14 protein-coding genes are annotated in these 16270 nt (G+C 37.6%); 3 read left to right on the top strand and 11 right to left on the bottom strand.

Going from position 1 to position 16270, the window contains the following annotated elements; translation table 11 throughout:
• Positions 1-18: 18 nt before the first annotated feature.
• The 4 genes from IGJ49_RS04450 to IGJ49_RS04435 all read right to left on the bottom strand — a co-directional run bounded on the left by IGJ49_RS04450 (position 19) and on the right by IGJ49_RS04435 (position 4937).
• Complete coding sequence (locus IGJ49_RS04450; RefSeq protein WP_010735888.1) at positions 19-240, bottom strand: hypothetical protein; 222 nt, start codon at positions 238-240, stop codon at positions 19-21.
• 243 nt (positions 241-483) lie between these two features.
• Positions 484-2064, bottom strand: a complete 1581-nt coding sequence (locus IGJ49_RS04445; protein WP_010735889.1) for a peptide chain release factor 3 — start codon at positions 2062-2064, stop codon at positions 484-486.
• 245 nt (positions 2065-2309) lie between these two features.
• Positions 2310-3686: a hemolysin family protein gene (locus IGJ49_RS04440; RefSeq protein ID WP_010735890.1), complete on the bottom strand. Its 1377-nt coding sequence runs from the start codon at positions 3684-3686 to the stop codon at positions 2310-2312.
• A 126-nt stretch (positions 3687-3812) separates the two neighbouring features.
• Positions 3813-4937 (bottom strand): AI-2E family transporter, encoded by a 1125-nt coding sequence (locus IGJ49_RS04435; RefSeq protein WP_023519400.1) that lies wholly within the window; start codon positions 4935-4937, stop codon positions 3813-3815.
• 135 nt (positions 4938-5072) lie between these two features.
• On the opposite strand from IGJ49_RS04435, the gene IGJ49_RS04430 reads away from it, so the two are divergent.
• A complete protein-coding gene (locus tag IGJ49_RS04430; RefSeq protein WP_023519399.1) occupies positions 5073-5507 on the top strand; it encodes a GNAT family N-acetyltransferase in 435 nt (144 codons plus the stop codon).
• A gap of 60 nt (positions 5508-5567) precedes the next feature.
• Here the strand turns inward: IGJ49_RS04430 and ntdP are convergent, their stop codons facing one another.
• From ntdP to recX, 3 genes are all read right to left on the bottom strand, one after another.
• Positions 5568-6101 (bottom strand): nucleoside tri-diphosphate phosphatase, encoded by a 534-nt coding sequence (ntdP, locus tag IGJ49_RS04425; protein ID WP_010735893.1) that lies wholly within the window; start codon positions 6099-6101, stop codon positions 5568-5570.
• Positions 6102-6193: 92 nt separating this feature from the next.
• Positions 6194-7378 carry an A/G-specific adenine glycosylase gene (mutY, locus tag IGJ49_RS04420; protein WP_010735894.1) on the bottom strand — a complete coding sequence of 395 codons (1185 nt, stop codon included), beginning with the start codon at positions 7376-7378 and terminating at the stop codon, positions 6194-6196.
• Positions 7371-8171: a recombination regulator RecX gene (gene recX, locus IGJ49_RS04415; RefSeq protein WP_010735895.1), complete on the bottom strand. Its 801-nt coding sequence runs from the start codon at positions 8169-8171 to the stop codon at positions 7371-7373. The genes mutY and recX overlap by 8 nt, the downstream gene beginning before the upstream one ends.
• Positions 8172-8276: 105 nt before the next feature.
• Here recX and rlmD point away from each other — a divergent pair, with 105 nt between their 5' ends.
• Positions 8277-9653: a 23S rRNA (uracil(1939)-C(5))-methyltransferase RlmD gene (gene rlmD / locus IGJ49_RS04410; RefSeq protein WP_010735896.1), complete on the top strand. Its 1377-nt coding sequence runs from the start codon at positions 8277-8279 to the stop codon at positions 9651-9653.
• Positions 9654-9768: 115 nt separating this feature from the next.
• On the opposite strand, the gene IGJ49_RS04405 is transcribed toward rlmD, so the two are convergent.
• The 3 genes from IGJ49_RS04405 to IGJ49_RS04395 all read right to left on the bottom strand — a co-directional run bounded on the left by IGJ49_RS04405 (position 9769) and on the right by IGJ49_RS04395 (position 13193).
• The gene (locus tag IGJ49_RS04405; protein ID WP_010735897.1) at positions 9769-10485 is read right to left on the bottom strand and encodes a YcjF family protein; all 717 of its coding nucleotides are present in this window, start codon (positions 10483-10485) and stop codon (positions 9769-9771) included.
• Between the two features lie 214 nt (positions 10486-10699).
• Positions 10700-11278, bottom strand: a complete 579-nt coding sequence (locus tag IGJ49_RS04400) for a lytic polysaccharide monooxygenase (protein ID WP_010735899.1) — start codon at positions 11276-11278, stop codon at positions 10700-10702.
• Between the two features lie 364 nt (positions 11279-11642).
• Positions 11643-13193 carry a fibronectin type III domain-containing protein gene (locus tag IGJ49_RS04395; RefSeq protein WP_438722545.1) on the bottom strand — a complete coding sequence of 517 codons (1551 nt, stop codon included), beginning with the start codon at positions 13191-13193 and terminating at the stop codon, positions 11643-11645.
• A 365-nt stretch (positions 13194-13558) separates the two neighbouring features.
• Between IGJ49_RS04395 and IGJ49_RS04390 the strand changes: the two genes are divergently transcribed.
• Positions 13559-14041, top strand: coding sequence for a TspO/MBR family protein (locus IGJ49_RS04390; protein ID WP_438722543.1), 483 nt, complete (start codon positions 13559-13561; stop codon positions 14039-14041).
• 113 nt (positions 14042-14154) lie between these two features.
• Here the strand turns inward: IGJ49_RS04390 and IGJ49_RS04385 are convergent, their stop codons facing one another.
• Complete coding sequence (locus tag IGJ49_RS04385) at positions 14155-15918, bottom strand: carbohydrate-binding protein (protein WP_438722541.1); 1764 nt, start codon at positions 15916-15918, stop codon at positions 14155-14157.
• Positions 15919-16270 lie beyond the last annotated feature (352 nt).

Below are 16270 nucleotides of genomic sequence, written 5' to 3'. Positions count from 1 at the left end.
AAAAAAATAAATCATGAATCAAAAGGGTTTTGTCGAAGGCACTTGGCATTCCCTTTTTTTCTTTTTACTATTTCCAACTTCCCTCCCCTTTACAGGTCGATCCGCTTGGATGATCGAGCGGATTTCATTGACGATCCGTTCATTTTTTTCCCAGTTCTCAATATCCAACATTTGACATACTCGACGCATTTTTGCTTTTTTTCTTTCAATACGCTGTTTTTTTTCGATTTCTGTTTCCATTTGATCCCTACTTTCTTTGCTTATTTTATATATATGTACGCAAAAATATTCTAATCTATTTTTTATTTGTTTTTAATTGATTTTTTCAAAATAAACAAAAAAACGTTAAAATCCAACAAAAACACACGACAATTCACTGAAAATATGAATCGTCGTGTGTTCGTTTTAATTTATATACTAAATGAATATTTTTAAGTTTTTATTTTAAAAGGAAACAACTGTACAGTTAATGGGAATCCCTGATTACATCAAACTTTTTAATTTTACGTTTGGATATTTGTCAGCAAACCAACGCTCTGCAAACTGATTCTCAAATAAGAATAGCGGTTGATCAAAGCGATCTCTCGCTAAGATATTACGGCTTGAACTCATTTTCTCATCCAGATCTTCCGGTTCGATCCAACGGGCAATCTTGTTCCCCATCGGCGACATGATCACTTCTGCATTGTATTCGTTCAACATCCGATATTGGAAAACTTCAAATTGCAATTGTCCAACTGCCCCGATGATGTATTCTTCGGTCACATAGGTTTTATATAATTGGATGGCACCTTCTTGTACCAATTGATTGATTCCTTTGTGGAATGATTTTTGTTTCATCACATTTTTAGCCGTTACTTTCATGAAAAGCTCAGGGGTAAATGAAGGTAACTCTTCATAAGCTACTTTTAGTTTTCCTTCATATAATGTGTCACCGATTTGATAATTTCCAGTGTCATACACACCAATGATATCTCCTGCCACAGCATTTTCAACGTTTTCTCTGGCATCTGCCATAAACTGCGTGACATTACTCAATTTCAATTTTTTGTTCGTCCGCTCTAATGAGACGTCCATTCCACGTTCAAATGTACCTGAACAGATTCGTACAAATGCAATACGATCTCGGTGAGCTGGATTCATATTGGCTTGGATCTTAAAGACAAAACCAGAAAACTCTTGTTCATACGGGCTGACTACTTGCTCTTCACGTGTTTTATGTCCATAAGGAGATGGCGCCAAATCAACGAATGTTTCTAAAAATGTCTGAACACCAAAATTAGTTAAAGCTGAACCGAAAAATACTGGCGTCTGCTCCCCACGTGCAATTTTTTCTTCATTAAAGGAATCTCCGGCTTCTTTTAACAGCTCTACTTCTTCTAATACTTGCTCGTACAATGAATTATTTCTTAGTGGATGATCCTCCGGTAAGTGACCCTCTTCATCTAATTGAGCCAAGCGTTCATCTTGATAATTCTCAGGACGATAAAATTCTACTCGGTTATGATGGATATCGTATAATCCTTCCAATCCTTTCCCCATACCGATCGGCCAATTCATTGGGCAAGATTCGATATCTAATAACTCTTCTAATTCTTCTAATAGATCAAGCGGTTCTCGACCATCTCGGTCCAACTTATTGATGAAGGTGAAAATAGGAATTCCTCTTCTTTTGACTACTTGGAAAAGTTTTTTCGTTTGCGCTTCAATCCCTTTTGCGCTATCGATGACCATGACCGCACTATCGACCGCCATCAACGTACGGTACGTATCTTCTGAAAAGTCCTCATGCCCAGGGGTGTCTAGAATATTGACTCTTTTTCCGTGATAATCAAATTGCATCACTGAACTGGTAACAGAAATCCCACGTTGTTTTTCGATTTCCATCCAGTCAGATTTTGCAAAATTACCTGTTTTCTTTCCTTTGACCGTTCCTGCTTGGCGAATCGCACCACCGAATAAAAGCAGTTGTTCGGTGATCGTTGTTTTTCCCGCATCCGGATGGGAAATGATCGCAAATGTGCGTCGATTGTCCACTTGCTGTTTTAATTCTGGATTGTTCATAAATTTACTCCATTCTTCATTTGTCTATTGCTTCATAAAAGAGAACCCCTTCGACTATTCGATAGTTCCTCTATCCTTTTCTTCAACTCAAATAGTATAGCATGGATATTCAATTTGAAAAAGTAAGCGAAACAGTTTTACTTTTTCTTTTCATTTGATATCTCCAAAAAAAGAACAGATACATCACTTCAGAAAGCAAGTAATATATCCGCTCTTCGTTTCGTTAAAAGATCATCGAAGGTGCTTTATCTTCGTGGTTCGTCGTCTTCAAAATCTTTTTTGAAATAGCGACGTTCTTCTTCAGGCTCAGCTTCTATTTCTTCTGGATCATGGAAGATCACACGAATTTTGAGTACTCTAGAACCTTCCATTTCTTCAGAAATCAAGGTAATGTTTTCAACATCAAATGAAAGTTTTTCTCCTTCATCGGGAATCATGCCTAAAGCTGTGATCAAGTAGCCGGCCATCGTATCCACATCACTCATGTGGAGATTACTTTCAAACGCCTCATTGAATTCATCGATCAGCATTCGACCTTGAATGATGTATTCATAGTCACCGACTTGTTCGTAGAGATTTTCTACTTCATCTGATTCATCATCGATTTCTCCAACGATTTCTTCAAGTAGATCTTCCAAGGTCACTAAACCTACGACTCCGCCATATTCATCTAATAGGATCGCCATTTGGTTTTGTGTTTTTTTCATTTCATACAATAGATCATCAATAAAAATCGTTTCTGGAACAAAAAGTGGTTCCTGCATGATTTTTTTGATCTCTAAGTTTTCGAACCCAAATTTATGGGCAGCTTTTAATAAATTTTTCGTATGAAGGATTCCGACAACTTTATCTTTGTCTTCATTATAAACAGGAATCCTTGAGTAATTCTCCGATAGTACTTCGTTGACATTTTCTTCAATGGAGTCATTAATGTCGATCATAAAAGCATCTGTTCGAGGAACCATTACTTCCCTTGCAACTTTTGTGTCTAAGGAAAAGACACCTTGAAGCATTTCCAACTCTTCGTTGTTCAATACCCCTTCGTTTTCAAGCATATACCGCATTTCGTCGCGGGTCATCTTTGAATCTTCATCGTCAAAAGTCATTGGTGTTATCCGTGCCAGCAAGCTGGTAGATGCAGATAACAGCCACACGAAAGGTTTCGCTACGACACCGATCATTCGGATCATACCTGAGGTAAAATTCGCTACCTCTTCTGATTTATTCAAAGCGATCCTTTTCGGGTATAATTCTCCAAAAACAATCGAAACATAGGTCAAAATAGCCAGTACGATAATATTTGCAATACTTCTTGCTGCGGCACCGCCACCTAGTAGTGGGGCTAATCTTACGGATAAAGTATTAGCTAAAGATGCACCAGATAAAATATTGACCAAAGTGATTCCTACTTGGATAGTTGATAGGAAGTTATTTGGGTTCTGCAATATTTTTAAAAGCTTTTTAGATTTAACATCTCCTTCTTCCGCTTTTTGTTCGATCCGATTTTTATTGATCGATACAACTGCAATTTCGGAAGCTGCTAAAAAAGCATTGATCAATGTCAAAATGATCAATAATAAAATTTGCGCTAACAGCGACTGACTCTCAGGGTCAGCATTCATAATCGCATTCTCTCCTTATTCATTTAAATTTTTATTTTTTTAAAGAAAAAAACGTGGCTAAAGGTAGCCACGTTAAAATGGTATCATAAAGCGATTTTCTTTGCAATAAAAATAGCCATTCGATCATTAAGATTCAAGAGTCGTCGCGATTTTTTTCTTGTTCTCGTTTTGTTTATCTTCTTTTACGATCTTGACGACATAAGAAATGATTGTTTTGCAGATCGCATAAAAAGGTACACCTAGAAAAATCCCTAGTAAACCGGCAATGTTTCCCGCAACAAGTAAAACGATAATGATCGTTAGTGGATGGATCTTCAATGATTTACCAATGACATTCGGATAAATGATATTTCCATCTAGTTGCTGAACGATCAAAACGACTACACAACATAGCAATGCTTTGAATGGATCATTGAATACTGTCACTAAAAAGGCAGGAGCTAAACCTAAATATGGGCCTAAATAAGGAATGAGGTTGGTCAATCCAGCAATTACTCCGAAAAGGAAGGCATAGTCTACGCCTAGAGCAAAGTAACCTAGAAAGGTGAATGTACCAACGAATAAGCATTCGATTGCTTGGCCACTAATATAATTAGCTAACGTTTTATTCAACTGTCCTAACAACTCGACGATTTGTTCTCTTCGTTTTTCTGGAAAGAAACGTTTGATGTTCGGTACAAGTTTTTCGCCATCTTTCAACATGTAAAACAAGATAAACGGCGCGGTAATAATAACGATGGTCGCTGAAGCAATCGTTCCAACGATCGAACCTAAGCTATTAGATAAGCCACTCAGAAATTGTTGGATGATCGTGCCATATGAAATATCCAGTTGTTCAAAATATTTATTGATATCGACATCTTTGAATACGGACCATTGTGCAACTTCTGCTAACCAAGTCTCTACTTGGCGAATAAAGTTCGGCGTGTTAGAGGCCAAGGAAGATATTTGTTGGACTAAACTTGGGATGACACTTAACAAGATCCAGACCAGAGCGGCAACTAACAATAACAGTACAATTGCTACTGCCCAGATCCGTTTCATTTTTGTTTTCATCAATAATCCAACGATTGGATTCAAAATATAATATAAAAAACCAGCAATCAAAACTGGTGCAAATAATGTGGAGAAGAATGTCCCGATTGGTTGGAAGACAAAGCTGATTTTCGAGGAGACTAAGATCAATGTTGCTAAAATCAGCAATTCAAATGACCAGAACATCAACTTTGATTGTTTTAACTTATCGAACAAATAATTCACTTCTTTCCTTTTTTATGATAGTATATAACATTCTTTTGAAAAAATCTGTTATTTTTGATTTTATTTTATGCACTTTCCATTCCGATCACTTTACAGTATACTACTGAAAAGAAAGGTGGCTATTTGATGAAAGTAGTTCATACAAAAGATACGATGAGTCCGATCTATCTCGATGCTGTACGTATCAGAAACCAAGTCTTCGTTGTCGAGCAAGGTGTTCCCTTTGAGAGAGAAATCGATCAGGATGAAGCGCATTGTATCCATTTCGTCCTTTATACAGATGCACAGGAGGCGCAAGGTACTGTTCGTTTACTGCCACTCGAAAATGGCCAGATAAAAGTCCAACGTATGGCAATCCTTGCTGAATACCGTCAACAAGGTTTGGGGCAAGTCTTGCTAAGAGAAGCAGAGGCTTTTGCTAAAAAACAAGGATTTGATACGATAAAATTAGGCGCTCAACTGACTGCTATTCCTTTTTACGAGAAGCTTGATTATCAAGCCTACGGTGAAGTCTTCGAAGATGCGGGCATCCAACATCTCAACATGAAAAAAAACTTGTGAAGCATCCAAGTAAAAACAGTAAGCAAGATGAAGATTCCTTCACTTACTTACTGTTTTCGTTTACTTTTGCGACAATTGCTTGTAACGGTCATACCAAATATCAATATAGCCTTCTGAGAATGGGCCATCTCCATTATTGATCCAGTCAACCAAAATCTTCACGTTTTCTTTTAAAATGAAGTCAATATCACTTGGATAATTCATCATTTGACTGTGCATTTCATATTCATCGACATCTAACAAGCGCTTCTCGCCATCAGGAAAAACCTTGATATCTAAGTCATAATCAATATATTTTAATGCTTCATCATCTAATAAAAAAGGTGAAGCCAGATTACAATAATAGGAAACCCCCTTTTCTCTGATCATTGCTATTACATTGAACCAGTATTTTTTGTGAAAGTATACAATCGCTGGTTCTCGCGTCACCCAACGTCGTCCATCAGACTCTGTTACAAGAGTATGATCATTGACACCGATCATTGAATGTTCGCTTGTTTTCAATACCATGGTATCGCGCCACGTTCGATGCAATTTGCCGTCGTGTTTATAACTTTGGATCGTTACAAACTCTCCTTCTTTTGGAACTCCCATCGCAATCCTTCCTTAGCAACATTTTGTGCTTTGTGTTGGGGTGTTCATTACACCGACATCGTAATTATTATAGCAATAAAAATCATCTTTGCCTAGAAAGGATTACTATTGTTTCGATTTTTATCCAACTGCTCGACTAGCTTCATTTGTACTTTTGGGAAAACCACTTGTTCAAATGCTTCTGGTATCAGCCACTGCGTCTGTTTGCCAGTCTCAGATAGGTCTTTTTCAGTCTTAGGCAACCGACCATAAAACAATAAAACATGCCATTTCAAATGACTGAAGATATGCGTCACTTCCCCTAGATGCCTTTTTTGCCATACGATTTTGTCCGCATGAGCAAAAGGCAATACTGAAGCACCTTCTTCAGCGACTAAAACCTCATCGAACAAACTGATTTCGTTCTTAGGTTGCCAGTCTGCTTCTAGTTTTTCGTATACCTCTTTCGTTACTTCTACCATCGGAAATGTCCACATATCAGCCAGTAATTTTTGTTGATCTCGTTGTTCAAAATAAAATGCACCTTCTGCGTTTTCAATCGCTGCACAAACATAATAAACATCTCGCGGCTTTGCTTTTTTTGTTTTGACAGGATAGGCGGTTTGGATCCCTTTTTCTTTTGCTAAACAAAATGCTTGGATTGGGCATTCCTCACATTTAGGCGAGGTCGGCGTGCAGATTGCTGAGCCAAGATCCATCAATGCTTGATTGAACTCACCCGGATGCTCTTCGTCAATGATTTTCCGCATGGCTTGATCAAACACTTTGCGACTCGATGCTTTCGCAATATCTTCTTCAATACAGAACAGCCGACTAACCACACGCATGACATTTCCATCGATCGCTGGTTCAGGTAGCCCAAAAGCAATACTTGCGATTGCCCCTGTCGTATAAGGACCGATCCCTTTTAATGTACTGATTTCTTCCGGTGTTCGTGGCATCTTTCCGTCAAAATCTTCCATGATTTGTTTTGCAGCAGCTTGAATATTTCTGGCCCGTGAGTAGTAACCTAAGCCTTCCCAAGCTTTCAACAGTTTTTCTTCGGGTGCTTGCGCCAACGCTTCGATGGTTGGGAACCACTCCATAAAGCGATAAAAATAATCAATGACTGTATCGACTCTGGTTTGTTGCAACATGATTTCTGATATCCAAATACGATAAGGGTCTTGATTGTAACGCCAAGGGAGATTTCTCTTTTCAAGCTCATACCATTCAATAAAACGTTCTTGAAATTCTTTTGTTTTTTCTAAGGACCAGTTTTCCCATTCTCTACTCACTTGCTTCTTCTTCCTTTTCTAAAATAAAGCGCTGGATCATCTCAAAATCAAAGCCTTTTTGATAGAGACTCTGCTTTACTTTCATCTTTCTCTTTTGAGGTTCAAAGCGACTATTCTTACGCCAGATCTTCTCTCCTTGTTGTACTAAAAGCTCATATTCAACTTCTGGATCAGTTTCTTGAGGTAAGGTTTGCATCGCTTCTTGGATCACATCATTGGTAAATCCTTTTGTCATCAATTTCTGTTGGATATTCCGTAATAGATCCTTTTGACTTTTGGCACGATTTTTTTCGTAAGTCTTTTCCGCTGTTTGCCGTGCATTTTCTACTTGCTCTTCAAATGGGTACTGGCTTAAAGACTGCTCGATCACTTCTGGTGATAGCCCTTTTTGTTGCATTTGTTGTGCTAATTTTTTTGGTCCCTTGTCACTCAAACGCATATTCGTTCGGACGTAACTTTCACCAAACGTCAAATCGTCAACAAGACCTAATTCTTTTAGTTTTTCAACGATTTTATGACGGTCTTCTTGTCCGATCTCTTTATCTTTTAAATAGATCCGAATTTCTTTTTCCGTTCGTAATTGGTAACTCAAATAATTTAATGCTTGTTGTAAACCAAAATCATAACCTGTACTTTTTTTGATTTCAGCTAATTTATCTTCTGTCAATTCTTGTCCTTTTAATAAACGATAGCGTACTAAAATATCTTCTGATACTTGTAGTGTTTCGCCATCTGATAGATCGATCTGATAAAAAGGCCCCTTGCCTTTACTGATTCTTGCAATAGAAAGCAAACTATCCCTCCTCGAACATATATTCCTATCATAACATAGAAAATCCCCAACTTTCGCTATAATATGTTAGAATATAGCCACATAATGATAAAAAGGGAGATACCTATGCCAGAAGCAATTGTTAAAAACGGCCAAACGATCACATTAAAAATCAAACGTTTAGGGATCAACGGAGAAGGAATCGGCTACTTTAAACGCATGATCGTTTTTGTTCCGTATGCCCTTCCTAAAGAAGAAGTCCTAGTGAAGATCACCAAAGCGACCCCTCGCTATGCCGAAGGACAACTCGTTAAAGTCAAAAAAACAAGTAGTGACCGTGTGACTGCTCCATGTCCAGTCTACTATGAATGTGGTGGTTGCCAATTGCAACATTTAGCGTACCATGCACAACTCGATTTCAAAAAAGATTTGCTTTTGCAGGCTTTAGAAAAATTCAAACCCGCCGGTTATCGTGAGTATCCACTTTTACCAACGATTGGAATGGAGGATCCATGGCGTTACCGGAACAAAGCGCAATTTCAATTGAGAAAAAATAAACAGACAGACAAAATCGAAGCTGGACTCTATCAAGCCAATTCTCATGACTTAGTGGCAATTACTGATTGTTTAGTGCAAGAGCCTGCGACACAAAAAGTGATGAATACAGTCGTCGATTTATTGAATAAATATGATTTACCGATTTATGATGAACGTGCGGATAGCGGAATTTTCCGCACGATCATGGTTCGAGTGGGTATACAGACAGGTGAGCTACAAGTTGTCTTTATCACCAGGAGTCAAAAATTCCCACAAAAAAATGCCCTGATTCGTGAGATCAATCAGCAACTCCCTGAAGTCGTTTCGATCATGCAAAACGTGCAACCTTTAAAAACCTCCCTCGTGATGGGTGACGAAACAAAACACCTTTGGGGAAAAGAAGCCATTGAGGAACGGATCAATGAAGTAACTTTTGATCTTTCACCTCGTGCCTTTTTCCAGTTGAATCCTCAACAAACAGAAGTCTTATACGGTGAGGGAATCAAAGCTTTAGCCATCCAACCAGAAGAAACGATCGTAGATGCTTATTGTGGTGTTGGGACAATTGGTTTGAGTGTGGCAAACAAAGCAAAAGAAGTACGCGGAATGGATACCATCCCCCAAGCCATTTCAGATGCACAGAAAAACGCACAACGATTAGGCTATGAGAATACTCGTTATGAAGTGGGTACGGCAGAAGAGCTCTTACCAAAGTGGTTGAATAAAGGCTTTCGTCCGGATGGGATCATTGTTGATCCGCCACGTACTGGTTTGGATGAGCAGTTGATCCAAGCAATTTTAAAAAACCCACCGCAAAAATTAGTTTATATTTCTTGCAATGTTTCGACTTTAGCAAGGGACCTCGTCCAATTAGCGAAAGTATTTCACGTCGAGTATCTACAGTCTGTCGACATGTTCCCTCAGACAGCACGTTGTGAAGTCGTCGTGAAATTAACAAAAAAATAATTCAATAGCGCCAGCCAGAATCCTTATAAAAAATAAGCATTTTCCTTTACTTAATAGTCAAAACTATTTCCGAGGTCAATGCTTATTTTTTTATCCGATTATTTCTGATTAAACCTTATTTCATTTGTTTTTTTCGTTTCAATAAAGTAAAAAGTGTTTGAACTTGCCCTTTGAAAGACATGACATCATCAAAAATATCTTCGCCATCATTCAACATTTTTACTGTGATCCACCCTAATGATTCGGTGATCGTACTAGCGACTGTTGCGTTGATCGCTGCACCAGCCACTGTACCTACTGCCGGAATGATCTTAATGATATTCCCTACTGCACTTCTACCTAAACTAACAACGATCAACTCTTTTGAGACACTTTTACCTAATGATTCAGACCATGATTGTCCAAATAACTTGTGGAGACGTCCCATCATCGTTAGCTGAACTGGTACAAGTAAAAAAGCATCTGAAAAAGGGATCGGTGAACAACCGATGATCGCCGCTGTCAAAGAGGCCGCATGAATCGTTGCATGGCATTTTCTACGTAAGGGTTCATCTACCCCTTTTAAGAATTCTTCAAATAAACGATCGAATTGTGTTTTACTCTTTGCTAATGTTTGTTCCGCTTTGCTTTTTGACGAATCAAAATTTCGTAAAATAGCTGCGGTTGTTTTTTGAGGAAGTCTTTTCATTGTTTCAGCGAAAAAGGAAGCAAATTCCTTTTGTTCCTCAGGTGTTTGCTCCAATGTTTCTTCTACTTTTGTTTCTTCGTTTTCGATTACAGTATCTTCAATCGATTCTTTGTTTTTCTTTTTTTTCCGTAAAAATTTTTTCATTTGATTTCCTCCGTAACCCTTCCCTTTTGGTATCCTTATTTCTATCATACAATACAACCTGAAGTTCGCCAAAAAATGGGATCATCATCGAACCTCGTCCTATTGATTTTAAATGGTTCGAACATACAAATAAACACCCATGAAGTGAAAATGAGAGTCACTTCATAGGTGTTCTTTATATGATCAGTTAAAAAGGTTTCTCTTCAAGGTTTTTCTATTGAACATTGACATCAATTACTTGATAGAACGCATTTGTTGTATCTGAAATATTCCAAACAGCTAAAATCACGTTGTAGCCTTTTCTATCCTGAGGAACAGTAATTGTTTGATTTACTGTTTTTGGCGGAACTGTTGCTTTATCATCGATTTTTGTAATCAATTCAAAATCGCTGAATTTCAAAGGTTGATTTTGGTTCCAACCTGGTTTTGTAATATAGTAATCCCAAGTACTTGTACGATGTTGTGCAGTTAAGTTCCAAGTGATATTCAAAGGACCAGCATTAATTACACTTTTATGCCAACGATTTGCTGTCTGTTCATCTAATGGTTCAAACCCACTAACACCTGCACTTGCGATTTTTCCATCAATAAATGTATTTTTAGGCGCTTCAATACTTTGTGGTTCCCATTGTGCGCGCCCAACGTTTTGATTCAAATTACCTGCAGCTGCTGTACCGAAATAGGCACGACTCCCTGGAGATGTTACATAACCATGTGCATAACCAGATGTACCAAAACCAAACAAACCTAACATAACAATTCCTACGAACATCATAATACTAAACTTTTTCATAACTGAACCTCCTATATTTGATAGGTTTATTGTAAACGTTTTCTAAAATAAAAACAAACGTTATGCTTTTATAACTTTATTGCAGATAAGCTAATTTAAAACATCTAATAAAAAGATTGATTTAATAGGATTTAACTAGCAATAAGGATAGTTAATCACCTAAATGTTTCTATTGTACACTTAATATTTTCTTAATGTTTCAATATACATATTGTTTTTCCAACAAAAAGAAGAGAGCTTATTTAAGACTCTCTTCTTTTACACATCTATATAAATAATAACTTAAATATCATTTTACAATAGAAGTTATTAATAATTTTTACTATTTATCATTTTATCTATGGAGTAATAAGAAATCGCCGGATTATTTAGTCACAAGTCTCCATGGACCATAAGGACCAGATTCACTTGGAATATCGTTTTGTGTCCAATGTCTCGCTTCATAGATCAGCCCTTCATATGTAACACGCTCTCCACCTAAGTAAACTGTTGCAGGGTCCCAAGCGGGCAGAGTAGATTCTGATTCTTCAAGCGTAGTAAAAGTATAAGTTGCTGCATCCGAAACATTTCCAGAACGGTCTTCTGCAATCACTTCAACTGTGTAAGTCGTATTGCTCTTTAAGTTTTCAAAGGTATGAGAAACAGCCATTGTTGTCGCTGATACTGTTTCGCCTGCACCAGTTAATTTAAGGTTATAACGAGCAATGCGGTCATTATCCGTTGATGCCGTCCAATTGATACGCGCACGCTGTGTCGTAATGAAATCTGAAGCTACATTTGTCGGTGTTGATGGATTTTGTGTATCTTCAGGCATCTCAGAACCATCTGTAAATCTTTGACCCACAGTTAAGAATTCATATTGATTTTTCACTTGCCCTTGTCCGCCATCTACTCTGGCATCACGATTCATTGACCAGTATGAGACCATACCGATTTTGCGTTCTTTGGCATGTTGTACAACTAAGTTGAACATATCTGTTGTAAAGTAAGGATGTTGTTCATTTTCAAATCCTACAGAAGGAGTCGTACCTAATTTTGCATAAGCTTGCTCATCCGTTAATGTTTTACCAGCGTATTGTTTGTAGTGATTTTTCAATTGGACCATTGTATTGTCTACCGCATCTAACGAACCTTGCGCATAGTCTGTAACACTTGATCCATAACACATCGTCATGATATTCACGTTAGTTAAGTCAACACCCGCTACTAAATAAGCTTGCAAGACAGATAATCCTGTTGAGATCAATCCTGTAGGCATAACTGGTAATGTCAACGTCACGTCAACCCCAGTTGCATCTTGTAATCGTTTTACTGCTTTCGCATTTGCTAAATTTTCGTGGTACCCCATAGCAGCAGCTTCTACGTCAAAGTCAATACGTGTAAAACCATAACCTTGGATAACTTCCATGTAAGCATCATAAAGCATATCTTCATCTTGCGTTACTTCCCAGAAGGCACCAGAATTTAATCCGCCAAATGACACAGCTGCATCTCCGCCTACTTCTCTTAACTCACGGATCGATTGCTTGATTCCTTCATATTGCCATTGGTCACTATCACTTTCACTCAATCCATTGAAGCTTCCCCAAGCCCAATCAAGTTTCCCATTTTTGATCCCTCTAGCTTGCATAAACCCTAGATTAAAGAAACGCTGACCTGTTTCTCTAGCGATTGCTGCCATATTCAAGGCACCTTTATTTGACAGCACTTCATCTGAAGTATACGCCGTGATATCTACGAATGGCGCTACGACTTGTTCTGGCCACTCGATTCCTTGACCTACACCAAAATCAGGTGTTGCGCGAACTGTTTGCACTGTTGCCGCTCCTTGCTCTTCATTTAAAAACAACGGTGCAACTAATAAGCTACACAATGCTACTCCAGCTAATAATCTTTTTACACTTTTTTTCTTCATTTTCCAAACTCTCCCCATTCAACTAATTCATTTCCTTGTTCGTAATCGATTACAAATTTTATAATATCAGATAACTCAAAATAATATAACGAAAACAAAAAAGAAATTAAGGTTATTTAATCGTTTTATCTCCGTTTTATAGTTAAATAAAAAAGTAAAAACAAAAATGTTCGGTATTGCAACAACGTTTAAAAATCAACCTAAAAAAGCTTTTACCACCGATTTAATCACCTCGTCACTAATTTATTTCGGTCAATACGTACGCTATATCAACATTTTTTAAAATAACTTAATAAATCACAAGCCATAAATAGGTGCTGTTATAAATAATTATGTTAAACTGTCTAAAGAAAGGAGTTTTTGTTATGGTATACACTATCAATCGATTAAAAGATTATCGTTTGTGGGTTTGCATTATCGGAATCGTTGCTTTGGGATTTTTATCTGGCATTCTTAGCGGCAATCCAGGAAAATATTATTACTCGTTACAACTCCCAGCTTTTGCACCACCTAGTTGGATTTTTGGTCCTATGTGGACGGTCCTCTACATTTTAATAGGCATTTCTTTGTACTTTATTCTAAATACACAAAATCAAAAACACCGCTCTAAACTACTGTGGCTCTTTACTATTCAATTCATCTTCAACCTTTTATGGTCAGCTTTATTCTTCAACCTTGGAAATACTTTGATTTCAACAATCGATATCACTTTATTAATGATTTTCTTAACAGCTTTGGTCTATCATTTATGGCTGCACAATCGCACAGCAATGTGGTTGACGATTCCTTACTATTTATGGGTATTTTTTGCATCTATCTTGAATTACGCGATTTTTATTTTGAATTAATCGATAGGTTTTAACTAATAACAACGTACTAGAATGAATCACACAACAATGATTTAAAAAAGCTACGTGATCGCTCACGTAGCTTTTTTATATGATTCTATTATTCGAATGTTTTATCCAACCTGTTTCCAAGGACCGTACAATCCAGCTTCGCTTGGCTTGTTGTTTTGTGTCCAATATTGCGCTTCATAAACGATCCCATTATACATCACTCGATTTCCTTGTACATAAACTTTATTCGCTTCCCACGCGGCGATCTCATCGCCACCTTCTGGCGTTCCTGAAATCAATTCCCAAGGACCATATTGGCCTGACTCGCTCGGTACATTGTTTTGCGTCCAATGCTTAGCGCGATATAAAGCACCTTTATAAGATACAACTTCTCCACCTAAATAAACCTTTGTCGCCTCCCATGCAGGTGCCTCCCCTGGTTCACCAGGTTCTCCCGGCTCCTCTGGATCTACTACATCCGCTAAAGTTGTGAATGCAACTTTTGCCGTATCCGAAATATTTCCAGAACGATCTTCTGCATTGATTTCTACCATATATTCTGTATCGGCTTTTAAGTTTGCAAACGCGTATGAAAGAGAAGTAGTCGTAACATTGATCGTTTGTCCATTCCCTACTAATCTCACGTTATATTTTACCACACGGTCATTGTCAGTCGCCGCCGTCCAGTTGATATGCGCACTATTTTTTGTAATGTCCCCAACAGAAAGATTTGTCGGAACAGACGGTTTTTCTTTATCTTCCGGAGTTTCGCTTCCGCCGCCCTCATTACCTTCAGCAAATGCTTCACTCACTTTTAAGAATTCAAATTGGTTCTTTATTTGTCCTTGTCCACCATCTGTTTTTGCATCACGGTTCATCGACCAATAAGAAACCATACCAATTTTACGTTCTCTTGCATGTTCGACAACTTGATTGAACATTTCTGTCGTGAAGTACGGATGTTGTTCGTTCTCAAAACCAATCGAAGGAGTTGTACCTAATTTTGTATACGCTTCTTCATCAGTCAAAGTGATACCAGCATATTGGCGATAATGATTCTTCAATTGGACCATTGTATTGTCGACCGCATCTAATGATCCTTGTGCATAATCAATGACGCTCGGACCATAACACATCGTCATAATATTGACATTGGTCAAATCGACACCTGCTTCTAAATAAGCTTGCAATACGGATAGTCCAGTCGAAATCAAACCAGTCGGCATAACAGGTAATGTCAACGTTACTTGTACTCCTGTAGTATCTTGTAGTCGTTTGACTGCTTTCGCATTGAGTAAGTTTTCTGTATAGCCCATCGCCCCTGCTTCCACGTCAAAATCTACACGAGTAAAGCCATATCCTTGAACCACTTCCATATAAGCATCATAAAGCATATCTTCATCATGGCTGACTTCCCAGAAAGCACCTGTGTTCAGTCCACCAAATGAAACAGCAGCATCTCCACCAACCACTCTTAATTCACGGATTGTTTTTTTGATACCTTTATATTGCCATTGATCACTGTCATTCTCACTCAATCCGGCAAATCCGCCCCATGCCCAATCGATCTTACCATCTTTGATTCCTTTCGCTTGCATGAATCCTAAATTAAAGAATTTTTTCCCAGTTTCCTTTGCAATTGCCGCTAGATTCAACGCGCCATTATTCGACAACTCTGTACCTGATGTATAAGCTGTCATATCAACAAATGGTGCAACGACTTGTTCTGGCCATTCAATACCTTGACCTACACCAAAATCAGGTGTTGTTTTGATTGTTTGTTCTGTTGCTGCACTTTGTTGTTCATTCAAAAACAATGGTACGACTAGCAGACTGCATAATGCAGCGCCAGCCAATAATTTCTTTAGACGAACATTTCTTTTCATTAGTATGTATATCCCCCATCAACAATTTTATCTCGTGCTATGTATTTCCCTCTTGCACAACGATATCATAACAAATAAAAACTAAAAATATAACATTTTTAAATAAGAATTAGCGTTTTTTAATTTTGAGTATAAAAATAAAAATATATAAAACTACTCTGTTTTGAATAAATTAACGTAAAAAAATCTGATAAACAAACATTTTCAAGACATTTCTGTAATCAAATAAAATCTATCTATCATTTTAAATTATTTTCCGTTATAAGAAAAACACTTAAAACAAAATAAAAATAACATAACTTAAAAAACTAAAAAAATATCGAAATTTAAGGATGTATCCTTAAATTTCGAT

This window comes from Enterococcus sp. AZ171 (assembly GCF_051714005.1).
Classification (GTDB): Bacteria; Bacillota; Bacilli; order Lactobacillales; family Enterococcaceae; genus Enterococcus_B; species Enterococcus_B pernyi.
Note: the sequence above shows the minus strand (reverse complement) of the source record. Positions and strands in the feature narration are given on the sequence as shown.

Bases quoted from the DNA above. Each gene is read 5' to 3' on its own strand.
- IGJ49_RS04450 (WP_010735888.1), bottom strand. From the start codon at position 240: ATGGAAACAGAAATCGAAAAAAAACAGCGTATTGAAAGAAAAAAAGCA.
- IGJ49_RS04445 (WP_010735889.1), bottom strand. From the start codon at position 2,064: ATGAACAATCCAGAATTAAAACAGCAAGTGGACAATCGACGCACATTT.
- IGJ49_RS04440 (WP_010735890.1), bottom strand. From the start codon at position 3,686: ATGAATGCTGACCCTGAGAGTCAGTCGCTGTTAGCGCAAATTTTATTA.
- IGJ49_RS04430 (WP_023519399.1), top strand. From the start codon at position 5,073: ATGAAAGTAGTTCATACAAAAGATACGATGAGTCCGATCTATCTCGAT.
- ntdP (WP_010735893.1), bottom strand. From the start codon at position 6,101: ATGGGAGTTCCAAAAGAAGGAGAGTTTGTAACGATCCAAAGTTATAAA.
- rlmD (WP_010735896.1), top strand. From the start codon at position 8,277: ATGCCAGAAGCAATTGTTAAAAACGGCCAAACGATCACATTAAAAATC.
- IGJ49_RS04405 (WP_010735897.1), bottom strand. From the start codon at position 10,485: ATGAAAAAATTTTTACGGAAAAAAAAGAAAAACAAAGAATCGATTGAA.
- IGJ49_RS04400 (WP_010735899.1), bottom strand. From the start codon at position 11,278: ATGAAAAAGTTTAGTATTATGATGTTCGTAGGAATTGTTATGTTAGGT.
- IGJ49_RS04395 (WP_438722545.1), bottom strand. From the start codon at position 13,193: ATGAAGAAAAAAAGTGTAAAAAGATTATTAGCTGGAGTAGCATTGTGT.
- IGJ49_RS04390 (WP_438722543.1), top strand. From the start codon at position 13,559: ATGGTATACACTATCAATCGATTAAAAGATTATCGTTTGTGGGTTTGC.
- IGJ49_RS04385 (WP_438722541.1), bottom strand. From the start codon at position 15,918: ATGAAAAGAAATGTTCGTCTAAAGAAATTATTGGCTGGCGCTGCATTA.